Origin of the sequence: Nocardia sp. NPDC058666, assembly GCF_042714895.1 — a bacterium.
In the GTDB taxonomy this organism is placed as follows: domain Bacteria; phylum Actinomycetota; class Actinomycetes; order Mycobacteriales; family Mycobacteriaceae; genus Nocardia.
Map to the genome: position 1 here is coordinate 23675 of NZ_JBHXRY010000020.1, position 24156 is coordinate 47830.

Annotated in this window: 25 protein-coding genes, 1 tRNA gene and 1 pseudogene; 15 read left to right on the forward strand and 12 right to left on the reverse strand. The window is 65.6% G+C overall.

The window, feature by feature from the left end:
* The first annotated feature begins 31 nt into the window (after positions 1–31).
* From ACFWVD_RS26715 to ACFWVD_RS26730, 4 genes are all read left to right on the forward strand, one after another.
* Entirely contained in the window at positions 32–1315 is a 1284-nt protein-coding gene (locus ACFWVD_RS26715) for a hypothetical protein (RefSeq protein ID WP_379247360.1), read from the forward strand.
* Positions 1316–1547: 232 nt separating this feature from the next.
* A complete protein-coding gene (locus ACFWVD_RS26720; protein WP_379247362.1) occupies positions 1548–1988 on the forward strand; it encodes a hypothetical protein in 441 nt (146 codons plus the stop codon).
* Between the two features lie 146 nt (positions 1989–2134).
* Complete coding sequence (locus tag ACFWVD_RS26725; RefSeq protein ID WP_379247364.1) at positions 2135–2578, forward strand: helix-turn-helix domain-containing protein; 444 nt, start codon at positions 2135–2137, stop codon at positions 2576–2578.
* Positions 2575–2940 (forward strand): DUF86 domain-containing protein, encoded by a 366-nt coding sequence (locus ACFWVD_RS26730; protein WP_379247366.1) that lies wholly within the window; start codon positions 2575–2577, stop codon positions 2938–2940. Before ACFWVD_RS26725 ends, ACFWVD_RS26730 begins: the two co-directional genes overlap by 4 nt.
* An 80-nt stretch (positions 2941–3020) precedes the next feature.
* Here the strand turns inward: ACFWVD_RS26730 and ACFWVD_RS26735 are convergent, their stop codons facing one another.
* Positions 3021–3824: a hypothetical protein gene (locus tag ACFWVD_RS26735; RefSeq protein ID WP_379247368.1), complete on the reverse strand. Its 804-nt coding sequence runs from the start codon at positions 3822–3824 to the stop codon at positions 3021–3023.
* A 411-nt stretch (positions 3825–4235) separates the two neighbouring features.
* Between ACFWVD_RS26735 and ACFWVD_RS26740 the strand changes: the two genes are divergently transcribed.
* The gene (locus ACFWVD_RS26740) at positions 4236–4718 is read left to right on the forward strand and encodes a hypothetical protein (RefSeq protein ID WP_379247370.1); all 483 of its coding nucleotides are present in this window, start codon (positions 4236–4238) and stop codon (positions 4716–4718) included.
* The gene (locus ACFWVD_RS26745; RefSeq protein WP_379247372.1) at positions 4697–5311 is read left to right on the forward strand and encodes a hypothetical protein; all 615 of its coding nucleotides are present in this window, start codon (positions 4697–4699) and stop codon (positions 5309–5311) included. The genes ACFWVD_RS26740 and ACFWVD_RS26745 overlap by 22 nt, the downstream gene beginning before the upstream one ends.
* Here ACFWVD_RS26745 and ACFWVD_RS26750 read toward each other — a convergent pair.
* A complete protein-coding gene (locus ACFWVD_RS26750) occupies positions 5293–5889 on the reverse strand; it encodes a cysteine hydrolase family protein (RefSeq protein ID WP_379247374.1) in 597 nt (198 codons plus the stop codon). The two genes, ACFWVD_RS26745 and ACFWVD_RS26750, sit on opposite strands and share 19 nt — an antisense overlap.
* A gap of 73 nt (positions 5890–5962) precedes the next feature.
* On the opposite strand from ACFWVD_RS26750, the gene ACFWVD_RS26755 reads away from it, so the two are divergent.
* Positions 5963–6946, forward strand: a complete 984-nt coding sequence (locus ACFWVD_RS26755; RefSeq protein WP_379247376.1) for a GlxA family transcriptional regulator — start codon at positions 5963–5965, stop codon at positions 6944–6946.
* 93 nt (positions 6947–7039) lie between these two features.
* Here the strand turns inward: ACFWVD_RS26755 and ACFWVD_RS26760 are convergent, their stop codons facing one another.
* The gene (locus tag ACFWVD_RS26760) at positions 7040–8077 is read right to left on the reverse strand and encodes a helix-turn-helix domain-containing protein (protein ID WP_379247378.1); all 1038 of its coding nucleotides are present in this window, start codon (positions 8075–8077) and stop codon (positions 7040–7042) included.
* Positions 8078–8372: 295 nt separating this feature from the next.
* Positions 8373–10208, reverse strand: a complete 1836-nt coding sequence (locus ACFWVD_RS26765; RefSeq protein ID WP_379247416.1) for an acyl-CoA dehydrogenase — start codon at positions 10206–10208, stop codon at positions 8373–8375.
* Positions 10209–10418: 210 nt separating this feature from the next.
* Between ACFWVD_RS26765 and ACFWVD_RS26770 the strand changes: the two genes are divergently transcribed.
* A complete protein-coding gene (locus ACFWVD_RS26770; protein WP_379247380.1) occupies positions 10419–11021 on the forward strand; it encodes an alpha/beta family hydrolase in 603 nt (200 codons plus the stop codon).
* Between the two features lie 56 nt (positions 11022–11077).
* On the opposite strand, the gene ACFWVD_RS26775 is transcribed toward ACFWVD_RS26770, so the two are convergent.
* The 3 genes from ACFWVD_RS26775 to ACFWVD_RS26785 all read right to left on the reverse strand — a co-directional run bounded on the left by ACFWVD_RS26775 (position 11078) and on the right by ACFWVD_RS26785 (position 13933).
* Positions 11078–11749, reverse strand: a complete 672-nt coding sequence (locus ACFWVD_RS26775; protein ID WP_379247382.1) for a class I SAM-dependent methyltransferase — start codon at positions 11747–11749, stop codon at positions 11078–11080.
* 161 nt (positions 11750–11910) lie between these two features.
* Positions 11911–13017 carry a DUF4185 domain-containing protein gene (locus tag ACFWVD_RS26780; RefSeq protein ID WP_379247384.1) on the reverse strand — a complete coding sequence of 369 codons (1107 nt, stop codon included), beginning with the start codon at positions 13015–13017 and terminating at the stop codon, positions 11911–11913.
* Positions 13018–13183: 166 nt separating this feature from the next.
* Positions 13184–13933, reverse strand: a complete 750-nt coding sequence (locus ACFWVD_RS26785; protein WP_379247386.1) for a crotonase/enoyl-CoA hydratase family protein — start codon at positions 13931–13933, stop codon at positions 13184–13186.
* Positions 13934–14047: 114 nt separating this feature from the next.
* Between ACFWVD_RS26785 and ACFWVD_RS26790 the strand changes: the two genes are divergently transcribed.
* Positions 14048–14359 carry a hypothetical protein gene (locus ACFWVD_RS26790; protein WP_379247388.1) on the forward strand — a complete coding sequence of 104 codons (312 nt, stop codon included), beginning with the start codon at positions 14048–14050 and terminating at the stop codon, positions 14357–14359.
* A gap of 176 nt (positions 14360–14535) precedes the next feature.
* Here the strand turns inward: ACFWVD_RS26790 and ACFWVD_RS26795 are convergent.
* Both ACFWVD_RS26795 and ACFWVD_RS26800 read right to left on the reverse strand, forming a co-directional pair.
* Positions 14536–14606, reverse strand: a tRNA-Gly gene (locus ACFWVD_RS26795).
* Between the two features lie 181 nt (positions 14607–14787).
* Complete coding sequence (locus tag ACFWVD_RS26800; RefSeq protein ID WP_379247418.1) at positions 14788–15003, reverse strand: hypothetical protein; 216 nt, start codon at positions 15001–15003, stop codon at positions 14788–14790.
* 7 nt (positions 15004–15010) lie between these two features.
* Between ACFWVD_RS26800 and ACFWVD_RS26805 the strand changes: the two are divergent.
* Positions 15011–15277, forward strand: a pseudogene (locus tag ACFWVD_RS26805) (hypothetical protein); the annotation flags it as partial.
* A 209-nt stretch (positions 15278–15486) separates the two neighbouring features.
* Entirely contained in the window at positions 15487–16086 is a 600-nt protein-coding gene (gene dcd, locus ACFWVD_RS26810) for a dCTP deaminase (protein ID WP_379247390.1), read from the forward strand.
* On the opposite strand, the gene ACFWVD_RS26815 is transcribed toward dcd, so the two are convergent.
* Entirely contained in the window at positions 16005–16511 is a 507-nt protein-coding gene (locus tag ACFWVD_RS26815; protein WP_379247392.1) for a hypothetical protein, read from the reverse strand. The genes dcd and ACFWVD_RS26815 overlap by 82 nt on opposite strands.
* A gap of 150 nt (positions 16512–16661) precedes the next feature.
* Between ACFWVD_RS26815 and ACFWVD_RS26820 the strand changes: the two genes are divergently transcribed.
* The 4 genes from ACFWVD_RS26820 (at position 16662) to ACFWVD_RS26835 (ending at position 21258) form a co-directional block, all read left to right on the forward strand.
* Entirely contained in the window at positions 16662–17975 is a 1314-nt protein-coding gene (locus ACFWVD_RS26820; RefSeq protein WP_379247394.1) for a helix-turn-helix domain-containing protein, read from the forward strand.
* 91 nt (positions 17976–18066) lie between these two features.
* The gene (locus ACFWVD_RS26825; RefSeq protein ID WP_379247396.1) at positions 18067–19311 is read left to right on the forward strand and encodes a pyridoxal phosphate-dependent aminotransferase; all 1245 of its coding nucleotides are present in this window, start codon (positions 18067–18069) and stop codon (positions 19309–19311) included.
* Between the two features lie 493 nt (positions 19312–19804).
* Entirely contained in the window at positions 19805–21076 is a 1272-nt protein-coding gene (locus tag ACFWVD_RS26830) for a YibE/F family protein (protein WP_379247398.1), read from the forward strand.
* Between the two features lie 2 nt (positions 21077–21078).
* On the forward strand, positions 21079–21258 hold the full coding sequence (locus ACFWVD_RS26835; protein ID WP_379247400.1) for a hypothetical protein: 180 nt from the start codon (positions 21079–21081) through the stop codon (positions 21256–21258).
* Positions 21259–21279: 21 nt separating this feature from the next.
* Here ACFWVD_RS26835 and ACFWVD_RS26840 read toward each other — a convergent pair whose 3' ends face one another.
* Positions 21280–22635, reverse strand: a complete 1356-nt coding sequence (locus ACFWVD_RS26840) for an Hsp70 family protein (RefSeq protein ID WP_379247402.1) — start codon at positions 22633–22635, stop codon at positions 21280–21282.
* A gap of 45 nt (positions 22636–22680) precedes the next feature.
* Positions 22681–24003 (reverse strand): UDP-glucose dehydrogenase family protein, encoded by a 1323-nt coding sequence (locus tag ACFWVD_RS26845; RefSeq protein ID WP_379247404.1) that lies wholly within the window; start codon positions 24001–24003, stop codon positions 22681–22683.
* Between the last annotated feature and the right edge of the window lie 153 nt (positions 24004–24156).

The window sequence follows — 24156 nt, forward strand, 5'->3', positions numbered from 1 at the left end:
CCTCGCACACCCTCTCGAAAGGTATTGAGCCATGGCTGATCTGCCCCCGCTCGAGTACGGCAAGGTCGTCGGGCGGTTTCTCGCCAACGTGATCGACGGCCCCGACCTCGGCGACTTGCCCGAGTTCCCGCCGCTGAGCGGCACCATCACCTTCATCGCCGACGCGCCGAAGATCCTCGTTCGCAACGCGCAACCCGCGCCGGCGACCTACGTCCAGCTTCCGCACCACTATGAATGCCAGCTCGACGAGTTCGGCTATCTGAGCTGGCGGGGGAAGCGCGGTGTGCGCCTGGTCGCACCCGGACCCGCGACCAATCCGTCGGAATGGACGTGGCGGGTTTCGTTCGATCTGTCGTACGACGGCGAACGAATTCCGTTGGAACCGTTCAGTTTCCAGGTTCCTCGGTATGTTTCCGGCCCGAATCCGGAAAGCCCCGACACTGGCTCTACCGGCCTGGTCGACCTGACCCTCGCGGCTCCCGTGCCCGCTTCGCCGGGCAACGCTGTGGTCGTCGGTCCGGCCGGGCACGGCATTCAGATCGACGGGCAGGTCGAAACCTATCCGCAGCTGCCTGCCGCGCCACCGAACGGTAGCCAGTACATCGTCAAATCCGATGGGCTGCTGTACATCTACCGGAGCGGCAGCGGTTGGACGGCGAACGGTCAGGGCATCGTTGTGCGCGGTCCGGCGGGTACCACGCTGTGGAGCGGCATCTCGGGCAAGCCCGTCACCTTCCCGCCGGTCATCGGGGATACCGCAACCACCGCGGTCGCCGGCGACGACCCGCGCCTGACCAACCCTCGAACGCCGACGCCGCACACCCACCCGATCGGCCAGCTGACCGGGACAAGTCCGCTGGGGGGTGCGCTGCTCACCGCCGCGGACGGCGCGGCAGTGCGCACTGCGATCCAAGCACTGGCCGACTCGGACCCGCGGCTGTCGAATGCGCGAACCCCCACCGCGGCGGGACAGGCGTATGACATCGCTATCAAGTCACACGCGGGGATCCGGGCTGCAGGCGCGGGAAACACTGTGCCAGAAGGCATTCGGATCGAGCGTGCGCTGACTGTGTCGAAGGTGACCTACCGTGGCGAAACAGCGGGAACAGGCAATCTCGTCGTGGAACTGCGCAAGAACGGCGTCGCTGTCGCGGGGACAACTGCCACGATCGGTGCGGCCAACCATGCCATGGACACCAGTGTGACCGGGGCATGGACCTTCGCCGCCGGTGACCGGGTCACGGTGCAGATCACCACGGTCGACAGTGCGGCCGGACGTGGGCTGCAGGCGAGTCTGGCGGGGGTGACCGCGTAATGCCGACGATGTTCATCGGGGGACCCGTGATGATGTGGCAGCCCCTCGAAAGTCATCCCGAACCGGAAAGCCCCGACGGGGAGCCCTACTGGAAGAGCCCGGCATCCGGCTACCCCGGCGCACTCGCCGAAAAGCAGCCAGATCCAGGGTCGGAACCAGTCCCCGAGTTGCCCGTCGAGCCGGACGCCGTTCCGAACACGCCCGCACCCGACTCCGATGAACGGAGCAATTGATGCCGCACATCTTTGCTGGTGGCGGGGAGGTTTTCAGCCCGTCCGCGATGACGAAGAACGGCAACGTGGTGACCGGCGCCTCCGGCACGTGGAATGTCGTTCCCGGCTGGACCGCTGACAACGTGGGCTACCCGGGCTCCGTGGTTTCCGGCGACGGACTGCGGACACAGGGTGGCTCCGCCACTGCGGCATTGTCGGCCAACATCGCCTACTCAGGCGCTGGCATGCCGGGAACCTTCCAAGCCAGGTTGCTGGTGAACACAGTGGTGGTCGCTACAGGCACCGCCGTGACGGGAACGAGCGGCACGATGGTGGTGAACGCGACGGTGGCGATCGCGGCCGGTGATGTAGTGACCGTCGAAATCACGCACAACGTCACCACGTCATTGTGGTACGCGACGATCACCGGTGGGGCGGCCACTTTCGTCCGGATCGGGTGAGACGGGGTCGTGACGTGCCGCGGTGAGCGGACGGACTATCGGCACCGGCCGTCGAACTGAACATTGATCGAGAAGAAGCCCAACCCCTTTGCGGGGGTTGGGCCTTTTCTGCTTTTACGGTTGATATCTTCCGATATCATCGAGACATGGAAACTGTCCGCGAACTGCGTTTGGCCGCTGGGCTCACCCAGGCTGAGCTGGCACAGCGCTCCGGGGTCGCGCAGCCGAATATTGCCGCTTACGAGAGTGGCAGCCGTCGGCCCTCGACGGCGATGATGGCTCGACTGCGTGCGGTCGCCCAGCCCCGGCCATCGGGGGTGGTTGCTGCTCACCGTGAGCAGATTCTCGCGCTCGCGTTGCGGCACAAGGCAAATCGGGTTCAGGTGTTCGGGTCGGCGTCGCGGGGTGATGATGTCTCGGGCAGTGACATCGATCTGCTGGTGCGATTCGACGACGACGCCGACCTGCTCGATATGGCCGAGCTGATGCTCGATTTGGAGGAGCTCACCGGCCTGCATGTGGACTTGGTTTCCGAAGGCGGGTTGCCGCCCGGGCCCCACCCCATTCGGGACGAGGCCAAGCCACTGTGAGCGGCCGTAACACTGGTGATCGAACCGTCAAGAGTCTGCGCGACTTCCTCGCCTTCAGCGAGATGGCTGCGCGCATCGTCAGTGGCGGTAAAGCTGCGTACGACTCCGACGAGATCACCCGTCTGGCTGCCGAGGCCGTCCTGCACCGACTCGGCGAGTCAGTAGCCCGTCTGCCTGCGGAATTCATCGCCGCGCACCCCGAGGTCTCCTGGCGCGGAGTCAAGGCGACCCGCAATCTGGTCGCCCACAACTACGACGCCGTCGACCACACCATCCTCTGGAACCTTCTCGCGACCCGGTTGCCCAAGGAGGCTGCCGGCGTTCGCGAGATCCTCCTCGAGCTGGAGTCCGCCGAGAGCTAGGCGTTCAGGTCGTCGGGTGTTGACGACGATGCCGTAGAGGTCGGTGATGGTGGACACGGCGCTGTGGATGCGCAAGGTTGCTACACGTGCCAGTCTGGGGTTCTCAGCATGGCGGTCAATGGTGTGGGATCGGGATTTGTTCTGAAGTCTGGATTTTGCCACACATAGTCGATGGTTGACGCTAGAGAGTTTGCTCGCGTGCCCCAGTTGACGGGCAAAATGTCCCACGTTGATTCATGTGTTCGGGGGGAGCGGCGTCGTATATATCGCCATGTTGTTTGTACCGCTGCTTGCTCGGACACTATTCGGACTGCAACATTGCCGTGGGACTTCTCTGTGACGGAAATCGAGCGAATATCATCCCACCTGCAATGGCGTTCGTATAGGCGCGTGGTTATGCGTAGGGTATCGCTGTCCCAGCGCAATTCGGCCTTGCTCATTATTGCTAGCGCGATTATCAATGCGATCCAGAGGGTGCTGAGTACGATCCCGGCGACTAACGGTTCCGGGATGTTGTGTGTCCAGCCGTAGACGGCCGTAATTGGTGCGACCAGCGGAATGCCGAACAGGGCGCTGGCAAAGTTGGTGGGCCTATATCTCAGGGTTGGTTCGGCTGTCTCCGAGCAGACGGAAACGCGGGGACGGTGTGTGGTTTCTTCGGCGAGGATGTCTATCAGCCAGATTGCTGAGGGCACCAATATTATGGCCGCGATGCTCGACAAGAATCGGATATCGGCGATGCAGCCGATGGCGACGGATAAAGCCAGGATGCCAACTGTGATTGTCAGGGCGGTTCGGTGGGATCGAACGAGGGGATCTGGGGTGTGGATTTTCCAGACGTAGTTCTCTGGAGATCCTGCGTAGCCGGGACCTGAGTCGATCATTGATTCTCGCTTGCCGTCGGACCTGGTCGTGCTCGCATCGACAGTAGCTTCTGTCCGTGCTGATGGGGTGTGCCTGGGCGGATCCGAGCCGGGCGGCTCATAGCTGTTGCGCACCAACAGGTTTCGAGTTGCGTTGGTGGGGGTAGGGGTTACGATCCTCTGTTGCCCGTTCGCGTTCGAGTCGGGTTCTTGCGAGGTTTAGGGGTAGGCGTGACTGCGTCTTCTGGGTTCGGGTCGGCGCGGGTCGATTTCAGTGCGGCCAATGGGGTCTACTGCTGTTTGTGCGGGGCTACGCCCGCTGTGCGGGTGCCGATTCGGGGGCACTACGGGTTTGCTTGGCGGATGCGGTTTGTCACGGAGGCTGGGCCGTTTTGTCGGGACTGTGGGACGGCCACCTATCGTCGGTTGACGGTGGAGAGCGTGCTCATGGGGTGGTACGGGATCATTTCGGTGGTCGTGACGCCGGTGCTCTTGCTGCAGAATATGGGGGCGGCGAAGCGGATCAAGGGGATGGCGCCGCCGATTCCCGGCGGGCCGCGGGCGCCGTTGGATCCGGGGAAGTCGTTGTGGCGGCGGCCCGGAATGCTCGGGTTGTTGATTCCGGTGGTGTTGGGGCCGCTGTTGGTCTGGGCGGTGGTGGCCATGGAGGCGCGTTCGGCGGACAGTGCTCAGGTCGGTGATTGCGTTGTGAACCTGAGCGGCGGGACCGAGGACGACAACCCGAATGTGGAGAAGGTGGCGTGTTCGGATCCGTCGGCGATGGGGAAAGTTGTCGCCAGGGTCGGTGGGAGCGCGTCGAGGGAGCATGGCGACTATTTGTGCGCCGGGTATCCGGACGTCGAATTCGTTTATCTCACTGATTCGTTCACGCTGTGTCTGGCGAGTCCGCGTTGAGTTCGGGTAGTCCTTCGGGGCGGGGTGGGCCGTTGGTGTGGGCGGTACTGATGGTTGTGGTGACGGGGTTGGCAGTCGCGTGTTGTCTGTGGATCGTTTGGGCGGATGTGTCGGCGTTCGAGGATCTCAACACTCGGTTTTTCACCGGTATCAATCTCTCGATACCTGTGTTGGGGTGGGTGGTGCTGGCCGTCGTCGGGTACCGGCGGTATCCGCGGTGGTGGTGGCGGTGGGGGCTGGTGGTGCCGTTGTTCGTCGCGGTTACGGTGTTGATGACCTGGTTCGAGATCTCGGGGCGCATCGGGTGGGCTGTGTCGCGGGGGGATATGCACCGGGCGGGGGTGGTGTGCGGGGCGGGGGACAGTCCGCCGTCGGGTTCTTCGTACAACAGGGAGAAGGTCGGTGTCTACGAGTTCTATGACGTCGAACGATTGCCCGACGGCGGGTGTCATTTCCGCTTGTCCCGCGATTATCCGGTGGTCCGCAACGGGTTCGTCTATCTGCCGAATGAGGAACTTCGGGAAGGTGTGCGTGGGCACACCTATTATCTGCCGCTGGGTGACGACTGGTATTTCTACGAATTCACCGAGTAGCCGATCAGGTCGGCGGGGGTGTTGACGACGATGCCGTAGAGGTCGGTGATGGTGGCCAGGGCGCTTTCGTGGAGTTGGGCGGCGGGGACTTTGCCCAGGGGGCGGGTGGCGCAGGCATTGGCGATGATGGTGGGGGTGTTGCCTCGGAGGAAGGCGCCTTCGGCGGTGAAGGTGACGCACATGTGGGTCATGAAGCCGGCGAGGATGAGGTTGGGTTTTCCTGCGGCGTCGACGAGTTCAGCGAGGTTGGTGTTGATGAAGGCGTTGGGGGCGGTTTTGACCACGGTGGGTTCGTCTGCGAGGGGAGCTACTTCGGGGTGGATCTGGCCGATTTCGGCGGTGATGTCGTAGGGGGTGTCTTTGCCGCCGTCGTTGATGACGTGGATGACGGGGGTGCCGGAAAGTCTTGCGGCGGTGAGGAGTTCGGCCGCGGATTCCATGGCGGGTGCCCAGTCGGTGAGTTCCATGACGCCCTGGGTGTAGGTGTTCTGGTAGTCGATCAGGACCAGGGTGGAGTTGGACAGGGTGGCGGGGGTTTCGTCGAAGCCGTTGAGTTCGCGCAGCGTTGTGGAGGTCATGAAATTCACGGTATTCGCGGGCGGTGGTGTCGGCAATGACGTGTAACCTGCAGATTCGGACATGGAGGTTGTGGTGGCTGAGCGGCTGATTGTGATCGTGTTGTTCGATCGGGTGGACCTGCTGGACGTCACGGGGCCGCCGGAGGTCTTCGCGTTGCTGCAGCGGGAGGTCGAGGGACCTACCGGGTATCGGGTGGTGTTGGCGGCGGAGTCGATGGCGTCGGTGACCACCTCGGCGGGGGTGCGGATTCTGCCCGATCTCACGTTCGCGGAAGTGGGGCGGGTGGACACCCTGGTGGTGCCGGGGGCGGTGGAGGTCGACGGTGCGCGGCGGGTGAGTGCGGTGGTCGATCCGGGGGTGGTCGCGGCGGTGGCGACGTTGGCGCGGGGGGCTCGGCGGGTGGCTTCGGTGTGCGTGGGGGCGCATATTCTCGCCGCGGCGGGGTTGCTCGAGGGCAAGCGGGCAACCACGCATTGGTCTACGGCGCAGCAGTTGGCCAGTGAGCATCCCGAGGTGATCGTCGATGCCGATCCGATCTACATTCGCGACGAAAACGTATGGACGGGTGCGGGACTCACGGCCTGCCTGGATTTGACGTTGGCGTTGGTGGCCGATGATTTCGGGGATGAGGTGGCGTTGCGGGTTGCTCGCCAGTTGGTGATGTATTTGAAAAGGCCCAGTGGGCAGAGTCAGTTCAGTGTGTCGCTCGAGCCGGTGTCGACCACGCGGCGGATCGAGGATTTGCGGCAGTACATCGCGCGCAATATCGCCGGGTCGCTGACGGTGGGTGAGTTGGCGGCGCAGATACATGTCAGCGAACGGCAACTCACGCGGATTTTTCGCACAGAATTGGGGTGTACGCCCGCGGCCTATATCGAGTCGGCGCGGGTGGAGGTGGCGCGGCAGCGGTTGGAGGCCAGCGACGACACGCTCCAAAAGATCGCCGCCGCTTGCGGTTTCAACACTATTGATACGCTGGCGCGCGCTTTTCGTCGGAAGTTGGACACCACGCCTAATGAGTACCGGCAACGGTTCCGGATCGGGGCGGTTTCGTGAAAGTGTCTTGCCCCCCTTTCAATGGGCTGCCGTCGGGGGTGGGTCCACTGTTAGACATCTTGTGCGGCGGAAATCCGCAGCAAATCTGAATTATTAGGGGTTCACAATGAGCAAGATTCGTGTCTTCGGTGTGGCAATGGCTGCGGCGGCGAGCATCGTGGTACTCGGTGCGGGTCCGGCGGCGGCGGAAGAGCCCGCCCCCACCACCGGGTCCTCGGAGCAGCTGGCTGCGATCCTGGCCTCGCTGACCTCGGGGTCCGCTGAGGATGAAGCCGAAGCGGTGGTCGAGGAAGAGGTCGAGACCGGTTCGGCCGACCTCGCCGGCCTGCTGGCACTGCTGACCTCCGGCTCGGGCGAAGCCGCCGAGTAACACCTGAACCTTGCGGGCCCCCGTCGCTGCGGCGACGGGGGCCCTTTCAGCGCGCCGGGATCAGGCGGTACAGCCACCACGGGCGGCTGGGGAACGCGGGGGTCGTAGATGCGCAGCATCATGCGGCGCTCCAGGCCGGTGCCGCGGTCGCGGACGCGCAGGTGGCGGCGGGCGATGTCCTGGGCGCGGACTTCGCTGGTCCAGATCCGATCCCAGTCGGGGGACCCGCCGCACGAGTCGGTGATCGATTTCACGCGTTGGGTGGGGGCCAGCGGGGCGAGCATCCGGAAGGCGTGCACCAGCAGTTGGGCCTCGGTGGTCCAGTCGAGGTAGACCTTCTTCGCCGCGGGGTTGAGGAACATCCACTCGAGCATGTTCACGCCCGCGCCCAGACCAGGGAAAAGGCGCTGGTAGTCGGCGTTCGCGGCGAGCATGTCCATCGTGGGGAAGCGGATCAGCGACGCGGGATGGGTCAGGCTGGCCAGGTCGGCGAGGTCTTCGGCCGAGGGCGTCGAGGGGGCGGTGCCTGCCTCTACCGCGGGCAGGCCGAGCACGAGAATGTGCTTTCGATACCACAGCGGCACATCGAGACTGTCGAAAAGGCGTTGCAGCATAGCGGGATTGGGGACGAGAGCGCCGGATTCGATCTGGCTGATCAGCAGCGGCGCGAGTTGGGTGCGCACCGCCAGCTCGGTGCGCGCGAGACCGGCGGCCAGTCGTCGCTCGCGCAAATACACACTGAGAGCGGTACTTTCACCCATGCCGAACCCCCGAGCCTCACCCCAACCGACGGTACAGCCAGGGTACGCCGACAGGTGCGCACGCGGCTGGGAACCGGGCGGCGCGAGCAAGTTTGCTCGGCGTTCATCTTCGAGTGGGCAGGCTTATTTTTCCCGTGGTAGGAATGGCCGACTCACTTCGAAGGAGATTTTCATGGATGGCCTGATGTACTTCCTCACCACGCTCGCGGCTCTGTCCAGCGGCTCTGCGTAGGGAACAACAAAACGGGCCGGAGCGTAATGCTCCGGCCCGTTTTTTGCGTGGATCAGGTGAGACTTAGAAGGCAGCCTCGTCCAGGTCCATGATGTCGTTGTCCAGGTTGGCCAGGATCGCGCGGGTGGCGGTCAGCTCGGGCAGGACGTTGCGGGCGAAGAACTGCGCCGAGGCGACCTTGCCGGTGTAGAAGGACTTGTCGGCGCCTGCGGCACCGTTGTCCAGGGCGGCAAGCGCGATCTCGGCCTGGTTCAGCAGCATCCAGCCGATGAACAGGTCGCCCACGGCCATCAGGAAACGCACCGAACCCAGACCGACCTTGTACAGCTCGGTCGGCTGCTCCTGGGCACCCATCAGGTGGCCGGTCAGGGTGGCGGCCATGGTCTGCACGTCCTCGAGCGCGGTGGCGAGCAGCTTGCGCTCACCCTTCAGACGCTCGTTGGCGTTGTCGGACTCCAGGAACTTCTGGATCTGGCCCGCCACGTGAGCCAGGGCCACACCGCGGTCACGCGCGATCTTGCGGAAGAAGAAGTCCTGCGCCTGGATGGCGGTGGTGCCCTCGTACAGCGAGTCGATCTTCGCGTCGCGGATGTACTGCTCGATCGGGTAGTCCTGCAGGAAGCCCGAGCCGCCGAAGGTCTGCAGCGAATCGGTCAGGTACTGGTAGGCGCGCTCGGAGCCGACACCCTTGACGATCGGCAGCAGCAGGTCGTTCACGCGGAACGCGACGTCCTTGTCCGCACCCGAGACGACCTCGGCGATTTCCGGGTTCTGGTGCGCGGCGGTGTACAGGTAGACCGCGCGCAGGCCCTCGGCGTACGCCTTCTGCATGGCCAGCGAACGACGCACGTCGGGGTGGTGGGTGATGGTCACGCGGGGCGCGGCCTTGTCGGTCATCTGGGTCAGGTCCGCACCCTGCACGCGAGTCTTGGCGTACTCGAGCGCGTTCAGGTAACCGGTCGACAGGGTCGCGATGGCCTTGGTGCCCACCATCATGCGCGCGTTCTCGATCACGTCGAACATCTGCGCGATGCCGTTGTGCACCTCGCCCACGAGCCAGCCCTTGGCGGGAACGCCGTGGCCACCGAAGGTGACCTCACAGGTGGCCGAGGCCTTGATGCCCATCTTGTGCTCGACGTTGGTGACGAACACGCCGTTGCGGTCACCGAAGGTCTGGGTCTCGAAGTCGAAGTGGGTCTTCGGGACGTAGAACAGCGACAGGCCCTTGGTGCCGGGGCCCGCGCCCTCGGGGCGAGCCAGCACCAGGTGCACGATGTTCTCGAACATGTCGTCGGAATCGGCCGAGGTGATGAAGCGCTTGACGCCCTCGATGTGCCAGGAGCCGTCTTCCTGCTTGATCGCCTTGGAGCGGCCGGCGCCGACGTCGGAACCGGCGTCGGGCTCGGTCAGCACCATGGTGCAGCCCCAGTTGCGCTCGGACATCGTCTGAGCCCACTTCTTCTGCTCATCGGTGCCGTTGTCGTAGAGCACCTGGCTGAAGGGGGCGCCTGCGGCGTACATCTGGACGGGCGGGTTGGCGCCGAGCACCATCTCCGACAGGGCCCACGCGATGGCGGCGGGGGCGCCGAGGCCACCGAGCTCCTCGTTGATGCCGACCTTGGCCCACTCGCCGTCTTCGAACGCCTTGTAGGACTTCTTGAACGAGGCCGGGATGGAGATGGTGTGGGTCTCCGGGTCGAACACCGGCGGGTTGCGGTCGGCGTCGGCGAACGACTCGGCGATCGGGCCCTCGGCCAGGCGACGGATCTCGGAGAGCATTTCCTTGACGGTGTCGGTGTCCAGGTCACCGAAGGTGCCTGCGTCGAGCACCTTGTCGATGCCGAGAACCTCGAAGAGGTTGAACTCGAGGTCGCGAACGTTTGCCTTGTAGTGGCCCATGTGAGTACTCACTCTCCATTGAGTTCTGGTGCGGTCGGTGATTGCCGTTCCCGCCCGTCGCCGGTTTTCCGCATGCTACTCGCGGGTAACTTATGGATCATATTACCGGTGGGTAATGCCACTGGCAAAGGGGTACGGGGCAATGTGATGTGAAAAACACGCGCGAGTGCTCTGCGCTTGCTCGCCGCGACCTCGGGGCTACCGTGAGGTGTGCGCATCGACACGACCGCGGGACCGGCCGAGATCGCCCTCGACGAGGTGGCGGATCCGGCATTTCTGCTCGTGATCACCCATGGGGCCGGGGGTGGAGTGGATGCGAAAGACATTCTGGCCGTGCGTGATTCGGCAGTGGAAGCCGGTGGTGCGGTAGCTCGGGTGATGCAGCCGTATCGGGTTGCAGGGGGGCGGGCGCCGGGCAATGTGGTGAAGCAGGATCAGGCTTGGGTGGAGATCGTGGCGGCGTTGCGGGCTCGGTTTCCGGGGGTGCCCGTTGTTCAGGGGGGTCGCAGCAATGGGGCGCGGGTCGCGTGCCGGACGGCGGTGGAAGTGGGGGCCGTCGGGGTGATCGCGCTGTCGTTTCCGTTGCATCCGCCGGGGAAGCCGGAAAAGAGTCGGCGGGAGGAGTTGCTGGCGACCGGGGAGATCGAGGTGGTGGTGATCAACGGGGGTAATGACCCGTTCGGGGTGCCCGATCCGGCTGACGCGGCCGAGGTTCGGGTGATTCCGAAGCAGGCGCACGCGTTTCGAACGGGGTTCGACGTGATCGCGGCGACGGTTACGCCCTGGTTCGCCCGTTGGACGGTTGATCACTAGGCAATGGCGCAAACATCGGCCGAGTAGAAAAATCCCTCAGAGCCTGGTGATCTTGATCAGTCGGTGGGCTCGGGGAGGGGGCGTTGGGCGATGAGCAGGGAATCTATGGCGTCGGCGCCCTCGGTGGGGCGGAAGACCTCGTGGGCGACGGTGATGGTGATGTCGTCGCGGGTGAGGTCGGCGCGCAGGTCGTCGGGGGAGAACAGGATCGGGGGTTCCTGGGGGCCGCCGTAACCGTCGGTGATGTTGCGGGTGGCGTGGCCCAGGATCAGGAGCATGCCGCCGGGGACGAGCATGTCCGCGAGTTGGTTCAGGAGGGGGCGGCGTTCGTCGGCGGGCAGGTGCACGAAGACCATCAGGATCAGTTCGAAGGGGCCGGTGATGTCGGCGGATTCGAGGTCGGTGATGTCGGCTGTTTGCCAGTTCACGCGGGAACGGACCGATCGGGACAGGCGGGCGGCGACTGTTCTGCCCTTGTCGATGCCCACTTGAGAGAAGTCGACGGCGGTGACCTGCCAGCCGTGCGTGGCCAGCCAGAGGGCGTGGCGGCCTTCGCCGCAGGCCAGGTCTAGAGCTCGGGGGAGCTCGGGAGTTGTGCCGGACTCGTCGGGGAGTAGGGGGATTCGACGGTCCAGGCCGTAGACATGTTCGACGACGGTGCTGTTCGGCGGTGCGCCCCAGACCAATTCAGTGCGCGCATACCTAGAGTCCCAATCCGCCGCATCCATGACACGAGTGTAGGACTCCGTATCGCCACGTCGTACTGATCTAGCACGTACATGGGTAACTCGCCGGGAACGGGCCAACTCGCCCCGACCCGAGTCTTGCCGCCTGCCGAACTGAACACGCGCCTGAGTCTGGCTTGAATACGCGGAGAGGCGGAACCGGCTCAGAGTGTGGTGCGCATCAGGACGACGTTGTACTGGGTGTGGATCGTTGTCATGAAGTACAGGTCGCGGCCGGTTTGGTACGGGAAGATCGAGGGGGCGTAGGCGGTGGGGAGTTGGCGCGCGTCGATGAGGACCTCCGGGGCGCTCCACGGGCCCACCGGGGAGTCGGCGCGGCGCATCACGATGGAGTTGAACGGGTCGGTGGTCAGGGAGATGAACTGGCCCAGATGCTCGTTGTACATCACCGACAGTTCGCCCACGCCGCCCATGATCGGGGCCGCGGCGTTCACGTCGCCGAGCTTCCACTCGCCGCCGTCCCAGTACTCGTACGCCGCGAGGTTCTCGATCTGGGCCTCGGGGACGCGGGCGACGAACGCCTCGTTGTTGCGGCCCGCGCGGGTGCCGTACTCGTAGACGAAACCGCCGTCTTTGAGGAAGGCGTTCATCTGGAAGTTGGCGTTGCCGCCCTCGTCGGGGCGGCGGGTGTGGCCCAGGTCGGCCCAGGTCTCGCCGTTGTCGGCCGAGGCGGCCAGGCCCGAATAGCTGGTGGTCCACTCGCCGGGGGCGTCCCAGGTCTTCACCGACATCAACGACATGTACTGCACGCCGTTGGCGGAAATGCCCGCGGTGGGGATGCGGCTGATCTCCAGGAACGGGATCTTCGGACTGGGGATCAGGTCGCGGGCCTGGCCGATCACATCGCGCACGACACCGTCGAACATGATGCCGTCGGCGGGGTTTCGATCGTGGGTGCGGACCAGGATGTTGGAGCGCCACGCCCAGGTGCTGCCCGCGAGCAGGTTCGGGAAACCGATGCCCGCGGTGTCGCCGAAGGCGGTGAGCATCTCGCCGCGACCGTTGTCCCACATGATGCCGAGGTCGGTGCCCAGCACGTTGTAGTTCTGGGTGTTGTTGGGGCTGGCCAGGCCCGTCACCTGGAACACCGCTTGGGTGCGACCGTGCAACACGGGCAGGCCGTGGGTGCCGTTGAGAACGGGAATCGGGTTGATGGCGTTGGGATTCGACACCGCCGGTGGCGCGGCGCTCACCAGCAAGGCCGTGGTACCTGCGAGAGCGGACAGCAGGATGGATCCGGTCTTGTTCACAGGTGATGCGGCCTCCGGGTCGCGCCGAAAGCGGGGCACGACCGACTTCGGGAGCCACGTACCGCGTTTCGACTGGTCAGCGAATCGAAGCGATGCTAACAGCCGTTCACTGTGATGTGCGGTACATCCCTTAGGTATCCGGCATCAATTACCGGCCGATTGCCTGTCAGGGGTGACGACCCAGCGCCTTACCCAGCAGCAACGGCAACTGGGCCACGCGCTCGGCGGCGAATGTCGCGCGCGAATCACGCTGCCAGGAACGGTCGAACAGGTGCTTGGCGGCGGCCACCGCCTTGCGATCGCGGACGGTGATGCGGTCGGCCAAGGCTTCCGCGGCCCGCACCGGGTCGTCGGCGATGTCGGTGATCAGGCCGATCCGGCGGGCGTAATCGGCGTCGATGGAGTCGGCGGTCATCGACAGCAGCAGGGCCTGGTCGAGGCCGATGAGCTGCGACAAGGTGGCGGGGCCGGTCATATCGGGGATCAGGCCGTGGGCGACCTCCATCACCGAGAACTCGGCCGAGGGGGTGGCGATGCGGAAATCGGCGGCTAAGGCGAGCTGGAGGCCGCCGCCGAAGCAGCGACCGTGGACCGCGGCGATCACCGGGACGTCGAGGCGCCGCCATGCCCAGCAGGCTTCCTGGAAGGTGTTGGTGCCGCGCAGCGGGCGGGGCAGGAATTCCTTGACGATAGCCACCGGGTTGCGCGTGGCGGCGGCGATATCGAGGCCGCTGCTGAAACTGGGGCCGTTGCCGGTGAGGATGACCGCGCGAGTGTCCTTGTGGTCGGCCACCTTTCGGGCCGCTGCGACCAGATCGCGCAACATCTCCAGGGTCAGGCCATTGTGTTTGGCCGGCCTGTTCAAGGCGACGTAGGCGCGGTCGTTGTCGAAACGGACGGTGATGTGCTCTCCCATGCCCCTATCTTACTCGCGAGTCAGTTCCGGTGGGTGGCCCCGAACGCGACCGTGCGGCATGATCGCCAACGGCCGCGCATCGGCTGATGCGCGGTGATCGAGAGGACTCCCCCCGTGCGGAACTATCTACTCGCCGCGACGCTGCTCACGCTGCCGGTGCTGTCTGCCTGCGTCGACGAACCGACCGAGGTCACCCAGATCGAACTGTCGAGGTCGTTGCAGGACAAGGGACTGAGCAACGTGGCACTGGCCGACTGCGCGGCCCAGGTATTCCTGGACTCGGGCATGTCCCAGGACGGCCTGCGCGTCATGGTGTCGAACGCGAAATCCGACGACCCAGCAAAGCTCCTCGCCGAGGAAGACGCCGCCAAAGTCGCCGCAGCCCAATCGAAAATCGCCGCCGACTGCGTCCGCCTGGGCAAATGACCGACCCACCGTGTGAGGGCATCCCCCTCGCGCGGCCCCAAGACACCCACTGATCTCGCAAGAACATGGGTAACTCCCCACCCACAGCAACCGCAACCACCCCCAAAACCCCCGGCCGCACAAAAAAGCCTCCCCGCACCTAGGTCTGGCCTAAATACGCGGGGAGGCGGGACGAGAGCCGATGACGGGAATCGAACCCGCGCCATCTGCTTGGGAAGCAGAAGTTCTACCATTGAACTACATCGGCTTGCGGCGCTCGGAAGCGCTTTCGCGACTCTATCAGACCCCTCGGCGCGCAACGCAAGTCTTCGCAGCTTCGGCTTTCTGTCGGTGGGGCGTTCTAGAGTGCGGGCAACGGTTTCGCAAAGTTCTCCGGTTCGAAGATTCGGCTCGGTGGGTGTGAGTCGACGGCCGGGCTGACGGAAGGCTCACTGTATGAAGCGGGTTCTGTTCGTTTCGGTGATCGCGGCGTTGACGGTGTTGGGGGCGGGGTGCTCCGATGATTCCGGGTCGAAGACGTCGACCACTACGAGTACGACGTCGACCACGACCAGCGCGAAGCCGACCACTTCGGCGGCGCATGATCCGGGGCACGGTGATCCGGGGCATGTGCATCCGACCGCGCCTGCGCCGGGGCCGAACATGATGCCCAATCCCAATGGGGATGGGACGTGGGTTCCGTGTGAAGGGACGATTTGTACCAACCCGAACCATGGCGGTGCTGATCCGAGTGCGCCTGCGCCGGGGCCGAACATGATGCCGAACCCGAACGGGGATGGCACGTGGGTTCCGTGTGAGGGGACCATCTGTACCAACCCGAACCATGGCGGTGGGTCGGCGGAGACCACCGAGATGGGGACGCCGGTGCAGCCGACGGCGACTGCTGATGTGGGGACGCCGGTGCAGCCGACGTCGTAATCCGGGTCGGGCGGCTTTACCCGCGGGGTCGATGCGACGCGCCTCGCGGGTGAGCCGTGACCGGGGCTGACCGGTGGACGGTCATCTGCGGCGGTGCGCTCGGCTGCCTGTTGGGCGGGCAGTCGTGGCCGGGGGTGGGCTCACCGGTGGGCGGGCTCGAGGGGGTGGTGGGCTCTCACCTGCGATGTCGGCTGCCTACACTGGGCCGCGTGCTGCTCTCCGATCGTGACATCAGGGCCGAGATCGCTTCCGGGCGGCTCGGTGTCGAACCGATGCTCGAGTCGATGGTTCAGCCGTCGAGTATCGACGTGCGTCTCGACGGGTTGTTCCGGGTGTTCGACAACAGTCGCTACACCCATATCGACCCGGCTCAGCAGCAGGACGAGCTGACCAGTCTCGTGGAGCCGAAGCCGGGCGAACCGTTCGTGCTGCACCCGGGGGAGTTCGTGCTCGGGTCCACGCTCGAGGTGTGCTCGCTGCCCGACGATCTGGCCGGGCGGCTCGAGGGCAAGTCGAGTCTGGGGCGGTTGGGGCTGCTCACGCATTCGACGGCGGGGTTCATCGATCCGGGATTCAGCGGGCACATCACCCTGGAACTGTCGAATGTGGCGAATCTGCCGATCACGCTGTGGCCGGGGATGAAGATCGGGCAGCTGTGTCTCATCCGGTTGAGCAGCCCGGCCGAGCATCCGTACGGCAGCGCCAAGGCCGGGTCGAAGTATCAGAATCAGCGCGGGCCGACGCCGTCGCGTTCGTACCTCAACTTCCCGCTCTCGCCGGATTCGCTGAGCGCGGTCGAGACCCGCTGAGGGCCGCACGCCACCGCGATCCGTAGCACCAGCGACAGCGCGGGCATGGCGTCGTTGCCGGTCGGCGGGCGCACCCAGTGACAGCCCTCGCGACTCCACCGGCCCAGATCGGTCGGCAACATCACCGCGCTGCCCGTGCCGGGAATGTCGATATCGAGTCCCGCGAGCTCGGCGGCCTCTTCCTCGGAGGGCCGGGCATCGGGCGCGGCGAGCACGCTCCAGCGGATCTGGCGTGCCAGCACCGGACCCTCACGACGTTGCTCGCGCAGCGCCGTGAGCACCTTCTCGGCGCGCGCGGTGGGCAGGTGCACCACACACAGCCGGTCGGTGATCGGCAGCATCACAAAGCCGCCGCGCTCGCGGACGGGTAGCCGGAACTCGCGCTGGTAACACCGCACCCAGTCGTCGACAGTTCTGGCTTCCACCCTTCCAGAATCGCGCACCGACACGCGCGTGACCACTGCCCCGCACCGCCCTTTCACTGCCTCTGGCACTACCGATTCCCCGAAGTTGTGGTGTGCCTCACTGTCTCGCTCGTACTCTGGAAGGCGTTGTCCGTCGGATGAGGTGACGCCGTGGTCGGGGAGTGGACAGGCAAGCAGGCCAGAGCTCTACGCGATGCCAAACGAATGAGCATCCGGGAGTTCGCGGCTCATCTCGGTGTGCACGAACGACTGGTGTCGAAGTGGGAGGCGGGCGGGGAGCGGGTGCGTCCGCGACCGGTGAACCAGGCCGCGCTGGATACGTCGCTGGCTCGATCCGATGATGTTGTGCGAGCCCGGTTCTCGTCGCTGCTCGCGCCCGCCGGTGACGTCGACCTGCTGGCGTTCGTCGACGCCGGAACGCTCAAAGGTGCTGTGCCCGAGGTGTTGTCGGAGAAGGAGTTGATCATGGCGGCTGCGCACGAGGCCAGCGAACACGCGGCCGCCGCGGAGGGCACCAATGTGGGGGCCACGACACTGGCCCAGCTCGACGCCGACGTGCGGCGCATCGCCAACGAATACGTACACGCGGCACCGGCGCCGATGATGGTGGAAATGCTGCGGGTGCGCAGGCGGGTGTACCGACTACTGGACGGGCAGCAGAAACCCGTCGACACCAGCCACCTCTACCTGCTGGCCGGGACATTGTCGGGGCTGCTGGCCAACGCCAGCACCGACCTGGGGTACCTCGACGCCGCGGGCGAACAGATCAGGGCCGCATGGGCTTACGCGGAATTGAGCGGGCACAACGGGTTGCGGGCGTGGACACGCGGGATGCACGCGCTGATCGAGAACTGGTCGGATCGGCCACGCAACGCGGTCCAATTAGCGCGCAGCGGACAGGAATTCGCGGGTCAGGGGCTCGGGCGGGTGCGGTTGCTCAATATCGAGGCACGGGTGTGGGCGCGGTTGGGTAGTGAGGTGGACACGGATCGGTGTTTGCGGGCGGCCGAGGTGGTCGGGGGTGATCGGCGCGATGAACTGCACGACGAGATCGGTGGGGTGTTCGGGTTCGGGCCGGCCAAGGCGGCTTATTACGCGGGGGCCACGTGTATTCAGCTCGGGCGTGCGGAGCAGGCGTTGGCGGCTACCGATCGGGCCATCGCGTTGTACTCGAGTGGGCCGCCGTTGCAGCGTTCGTACGGGGCGGAGTCGTTGGCTCGGGTCGACAATGCGGCCGCGCATCTGATCAACGGGAGTATCGACGGGGCGGCTGATGCTTTGCGGCCGGTTCTCGACCTGCCCGAGGACAAACGGATCGCGCAGCTCAGTGAGCGACTGGTGGGGTTGCGGCGTCGCATCGCCACGCCGACTTATCGCGACGCGGTGGAAGCGCGCGGGCTGGACGAACGCATCGAAGAGTTCTGCGTAGCGACGGCCGCGCTCGCGAGTCATCCGAGGCCGTAGAAGGCCGCCACCAGGCATCGAGCGTCGGCGCGACACGGCACACACCGCCCGTGCAACTAAATCGGTTTGCCGCGAGTGGCACGATGGACTCGTGAGTAGCCAACCTTCGCATGTGTCCCCGCGCGTTCTCGAGCAGTCGACGAAACTGCAGAACGTGGTCTACGAGATCCGTGGGCCGGTTCACGCGCAGGCAGCACGGCTCGAGGCCGAAGGCCATCGCATCCTCAAGCTCAACATCGGCAACCCGGCCCCGTTCGGGTTCGAGGCGCCCGATGTGATCATGCGCGACATCATCGCCGCGCTGCCGCTGGCGCAGGGGTACTCCGAGTCGAAGGGGATCCTGTCGGCTCGGCGCGCCATCGTGACCAGGTACGAGCTGGTTCCGGGGTTCCCCGAGCTCGATGTGGACGACGTCTACCTGGGCAACGGTGTTTCCGAGCTGATCACCGTCACCATGCAGGCCCTGCTCGACAACGGCGACGAAGTGCTGATCCCGGCCCCGGACTACCCGCTGTGGACGGCCATGACCAGCCTCGCCGGCGGCACCCCCGTGCACTACCTGTGCGACGAGGAGAACGGCTGGCAGCCCGATATCGCCGATATCGAATCGAAGATCACCGACAAGACCAAGGCCCTGCTGGTGATCAACCCGAACAACCCCACGGGTGCGGTGTACTCGGCGGAGGTGCTGCAACAGATCGTCGACCTGGCGCGCAAGCACCGGTTGCTGCTGCTGGCCGACGAGATCTACGACAAGATCCTCTACGACGATGCCAAGCACATCTCCCTGGCGTCGCTGGCGCCCGACCTGCTGTGCCTGACGTTCAACGGGCTGTCCAAGGCGTATCGGGTGGCCGGTTACCGCTCGGGCTGGCTGGCCATCACCGGACCCAAGGACCACGCCCGTGGCTTCCTCGAGGGCATCGACCTGCTGGCCTCGTCGCGACTGTGCCCGAATGTGCCCGCGCAACACGCCATCCAGGTGGCGTTGGGCGGATACCAGAGCATCGACGACCTGATCCTGCCCGGCGGGCGACTGCTCGAGCAGCGCGACGTGGCGTGGGAGCGGCTGAACATGATTCCGGGTGTGTCGTGCGTGAAACCGCGCGGCGCGCTGTACGCGTTCCCGCGACTGGATCCGAACGTGCACGAGATCCACGACGACGGCAAGCTCGTGCTCGATCTGCTGCTGCAGGAGAAGATCTTGATGGTGCAGGGGACCGGGTTCAACTGGCCCGCGACCGACCATCTGCGGATCGTGACGCTGCCGTGGGCCCGGGATCTGGCCGTGGCGATCGAAAGGTTCGGAAATTTTCTGGCGAGCTACCGCCAGTAGGTTTACAGTCGAAGCTCACCTGTCACGGCCCTGACCAGTGAGTTTCGACGCTCAGGTCAGGATGCGCATCCTGATAGATGCAGGGAAAACAGACTCCGAGTTCGGAAAATCGGATCTTTTGAAGATCTACTAGTGCAAAAGGGCATCTTTTGTGTACAGTAGACCTCGGCGCTTCGGCGCCCTGGCCCGGTTGTCTACCCCCCCTGGACAACCGAGAGCCTTACGGTTAGCGCGCCTACCCCCCTGGGCGCCTACCGCGGCGGCGGAGACACCCCCCTGCTCTCCGCCGCCCCATACTTCCCGCCTCCCCGGGTCTAGATCTAGACCCGGGGAGGCTTTTGTGTATACAGATCACGCGCGAACATGGGTAACTCACCGGGGACGGGCTGGCCCGACCAACGAGCTTCCCGCCACCCGCCATCGCCGCCCTCTACGCGCCTGAGCCCGGCCTGGATTCGCGGAGAGGCGGGGAGGCTCCGTTAGGCTTCCGCGGGTGAGCGATCATCATCACCATCACGATCATTCCGGGCCCATTGCTATCAGTGACACCGCCGCGAAGGTTGTGGTCGGGCTGTTGGCGATCATCGGGGTGATCGTGGTGGCCGCGACGGTGATCTTGTGGCCCAGTTCGCAGAACGTCGAGATTCCGCTGCCGATGCAGACCATGACCGGTGGGGCGGTGCAGACCGAGGCCGGGACCGTGGTCATGCAGGACATCGGGGCCTGTGGGAGTCCGTCGATGGGAAAGGTGTTCGCGGACAAGCCCGAACCGCCTCGGATCGCCGCCTACACGTGTCAGCGCAGCATCATCGACATTCGCTCGGGGCCAGACGAGGGCAAGAAGACGCTGTTCGAGATCGCGCCGGGGCCGGGGCAACCCGATCTGCGGGCGGGCGACGACATTCGCGTCGTGCGGGCCGCGGACCCGGCGGGGATTCCCATGTACGGGTTCGAGGACTACTCGCGTGGACTGCCGCTGACGTTGATCGTGCTCGCGTTCGTGGTGGTGATCTGCGTGGTCGCGCGATGGCGGGGATTCCGGGCGCTGGTGGGGTTGTGCTTCGCGTTCGGGGTGGTGGTGATGTTCCTGCTGCCCGCGCTGTTGGACGGGAAATCGGCGATTCCGGTCGCGTTGGTGTCGGGGGCGCTGATTCTCTACGTGGTGCTGTACCTCGCGCACGGGGTGAATCTGCGGACCAGTTCGGCGTTGCTCGGCACGCTCGCGTCGATGCTGGTGGCGGCGCTGCTGTCCTGGGTGGCCATCGAGATCACGCATCTCACGGGGCTGTCCGAAGAACAGAACACCAACGTGGCCACCTACATTCAGCACGTCAGCATCACCGGGTTGTTGCTGGCGGGGTTCATCATCGGGTCGCTGGGTGTGCTCAACGACGTGACCATCACGCAGGCTTCCGCGGCGTTCGAACTCGCCGCGCTCGACGAGGGGGCTACGCGGCGGGAGATCTTCACCGCGGCCATGCGAGTGGGGCGCGACCACATCGCCAGCACCGTGTACACGCTGGTGCTCGCGTACGCGGGTGGGGCGTTGCCGTTGCTGCTGCTGTTCAGTGTTGCGGGGCGGTCGATCACCGATGTGTTGACCGGGGACGCGGTGGCCATCGAGATCACGCGGTCGGCGGTGGGTGGTATCGCGTTGGCGTTGTCGGTGCCGTTGACTACCGCGATCGCGGTGATGTTGGCTCGGCCGTTCGGGGCGAAAACTGTTATCGCGCAGCCTGCTCGGGCACGGCACGCTCGGAACTGAGGGTGTTGTTCGGCTGGGACTTGCTGCCCGGCTGGGACTTGCTGCCCGGCTGGGACTTGCTGCCCGGCTGGGACTTGCCGCCCGGTTGGGACTTACCGCCCGGCTGGGACTTACCGCATCGGCTGGGACTTACCAGCCCGGCTGGGACTTACCGCATCGGCTGGGTGTTGCCGCCCGGCTGAGTGTCATTGCCCGGCTTGGTGTTACTGGCCGGGTGGAGGGAAGCCTGGCAGGACCACCGGGGGCAGCGTCGGCAGCACGACCGGCGGCAGGCCCGGGACCACCGTGAAAGTGTTGGGGCCCTGGGGCGGTGGCGCTTCGGTGGTCTTCTCGGTGGGGCGCTGGTTGGCCGGGGGCGCGACGACGGCCGCGTGCTCGGCCTCGGTGGTCGTGACCGGGGTCGTCGTGGGGTCGGCAGAGCTGGGGCGCGGCGGCGTGGACGCCGGGACCGCCTGCGAACCGTCGCTGGACGAACCGCTTTCCAGCACCTCAGGGCCGTAACCGAGACCGAGACCGATCGCGGCCAGCACCACCAGTGAACTCACCGTCAGCACAGCGACATTCAGCTCGCGACGCGAATGCGAACGGTTGGTCAGCGCGCGCAGCGGGCGGCGGCCACGAGTGGGCGCGGTCAGCCAGGCGGGGGTGATGTCGTCGTTGTCGCCGAGCGGGATCGGGGCGGCGGCAGGGGCCTGCTGGACCTGCGCGGGACGGGCCAACAGCGCGGCACCGCGGGCCAGGGCCGTTTCGGGTTCAGGGGGCACGATCACCGGGACGCCGATCGTGCGCTCGAGCACGCGCGCGATCAGCGGAATCCGGGCGCCACCACCGATCACCAGCACGGCCTGTACGGGATGCTGGGCGCGGATGATGACATCGCGGGCCATCCGCGCCGACGACTCGATCGCCAGCATCATCAACGCTTCGAAGTTCTCCTGAGTGAGCAGGACCAGGCCCTGCTCACTGGGTAACGCCACCGCGTTGCTGTGCGACAGTTGCTCTTTCGCCGCTCGGCACAGACCGTCGAGCGCGGCCAGACCCGCCGGATCGGCCGGATGCGCGATCCGGCCCGAGGCGATCTGCTGCTCCCTGATCAGCGAATCCAGGTAGTCGCCGCTGATGTCGCTGATCCGCTCACACTGGTGCACGTCGCTGGTGCGGGCGTTGATCACGCTCACGGTCAGACCCGAGGAACCCAGGTCGTACACCGCCAGCGTGGACACCTCGCGCATATCGCTGGTCGCGTGCGCGAAGTGCACGGCCGCCACGGCTTCGGGGATGAGCTGGTAGTTGGTGAGCTGGCGGCGCGCCATCGCGGCACGCACCGCCTTGGCCTGCTGGTCGGTGCGGAACGTGATGGTGGTGGCGGCGACCTCCGGCGACCCGGCCAACGTGCCCGCGATCGCCTCGGCCGCGGACTCCTCCGCCTGCTGCTCCGGCATCGCGATGGACTGCAGTTCGAACGAATACGGCGGGACGACACCGTGCGGGCCACCGTGCTGCGGACGCGCCAGACGCACCGTCCCGGCCCCCACCGACACTCCCAGAACCGAACTCATCTGTTGCCCATCTCGTTGCAGTACGCCCCCACCTGGCTGGTCACTCTACGGGGTGCCCAGGCCTGCGTACACCCAGCCGGCATCACGCCAGGTGGTGCTGTCCAAGCAATTGCGACCGTCGATGATCGAACGGGACCGTACCACCGGTGCCAAGTCCGCCGGGGTCAAAGCGGTGAACTCGTTCCACTCGGTCAGCACCAGCACCACATCGGCGCGATCACACGCTTCGGAGACCGAGGTGGCGTAGTTCAACGTGGGGAACACGCGGCGCGAATTCTCCACCGCCTTCGGGTCGTACACGGTGACCACGGCGCCGTGCAGCTGGATCATGCCCGCCACATTCAGTGCTGGCGAATCGCGGACGTCGTCGGACTCGGGCTTGAACGCCGCGCCCAGCACCGCCACGTTCGCGCCCAGCAGGGAACCACCGCAGGCGCGGGCGGCCATGTCGACGACCTTGGTGCGGCGGCGCATATTGATGTTGTCGACCTCGCGCAGGAACGCCACTGCGTGATCGGCGCCGAGTTCGCCCGAGCGGGCCATGAAGGCGCGGATGTCTTTGGGGAGACAGCCGCCGCCGAAACCCAGTCCGGCATTGAGGAATCGGCGGCCGATGCGGGCGTCGTAGCCGAGAGCGTCGGCCAGCATGGTGACGTCGGCGCCGGTGGCCTCACAGACCTCCGAGACGGCGTTGATGAACGAAATCTTGGTTGCCAGAAAGGCATTCGCGGAGACCTTCACCAATTCGGCGGTGGCCAAGTCGGTGAGCAGGAAGGGGATCTCGGCGGCGATGAGGTCGGCGTAGATCTCGCGGATGTGCTGTTCGACCCAATTCGACTGTTCGCGGGCATGATCCAGGCCGAGCACGAGCCTGTCGGGGCGCAAGGTGTCTTGGACAGCGAACCCTTCGCGGAGGAACTCGGGGTTCCAGGCGACCTCGACATCGACCCTCGCCTGTTCGCGAGCTCGAATGCCAAGTGCTGCAGCGGTTCCCACCGGAACCGTGGACTTGCCCACGATCATCGCCGGGCGTTCCAGCATCGGCGCGAGCGTATCCACCACTGCGTGCACATATTTCAGGTCCGCGCCGTACTCGCCCTTCTTCTGCGGGGTTCCGACGCCGAGGAAGTGCACGTCGGCGTGTGCGGCGGCATCCTCGTAATCGGTGGTGAACCGCAGACGGCCGGTCGCGAGGTTGCGTTGCAACACCTGCTCCAGCCCCGGTTCGTAGAACGGCACCACCCCATCGGACAGCTTGGCCACCTTGCCGGGATCCACATCCACCCCGACCACGTCATGTCCCAACTCGGCCATACACGCTGCATGCGTGGCTCCGAGATAGCCCGTTCCGAAGACTGTGCATCGCATAGTTCTGTTGGTAAGCGGTGTGCGTGGCTACGCCGCGTCAGCGAGGCAGCAGGGGGAGCAACATCTGGTGTACAGGGGGGAACGGGGGGTTTCGCGGTGGGTGTGCGGGGGTTCTACCTGCGGTGATGTGATTTCGGGCCGTGCAGGGTTCGG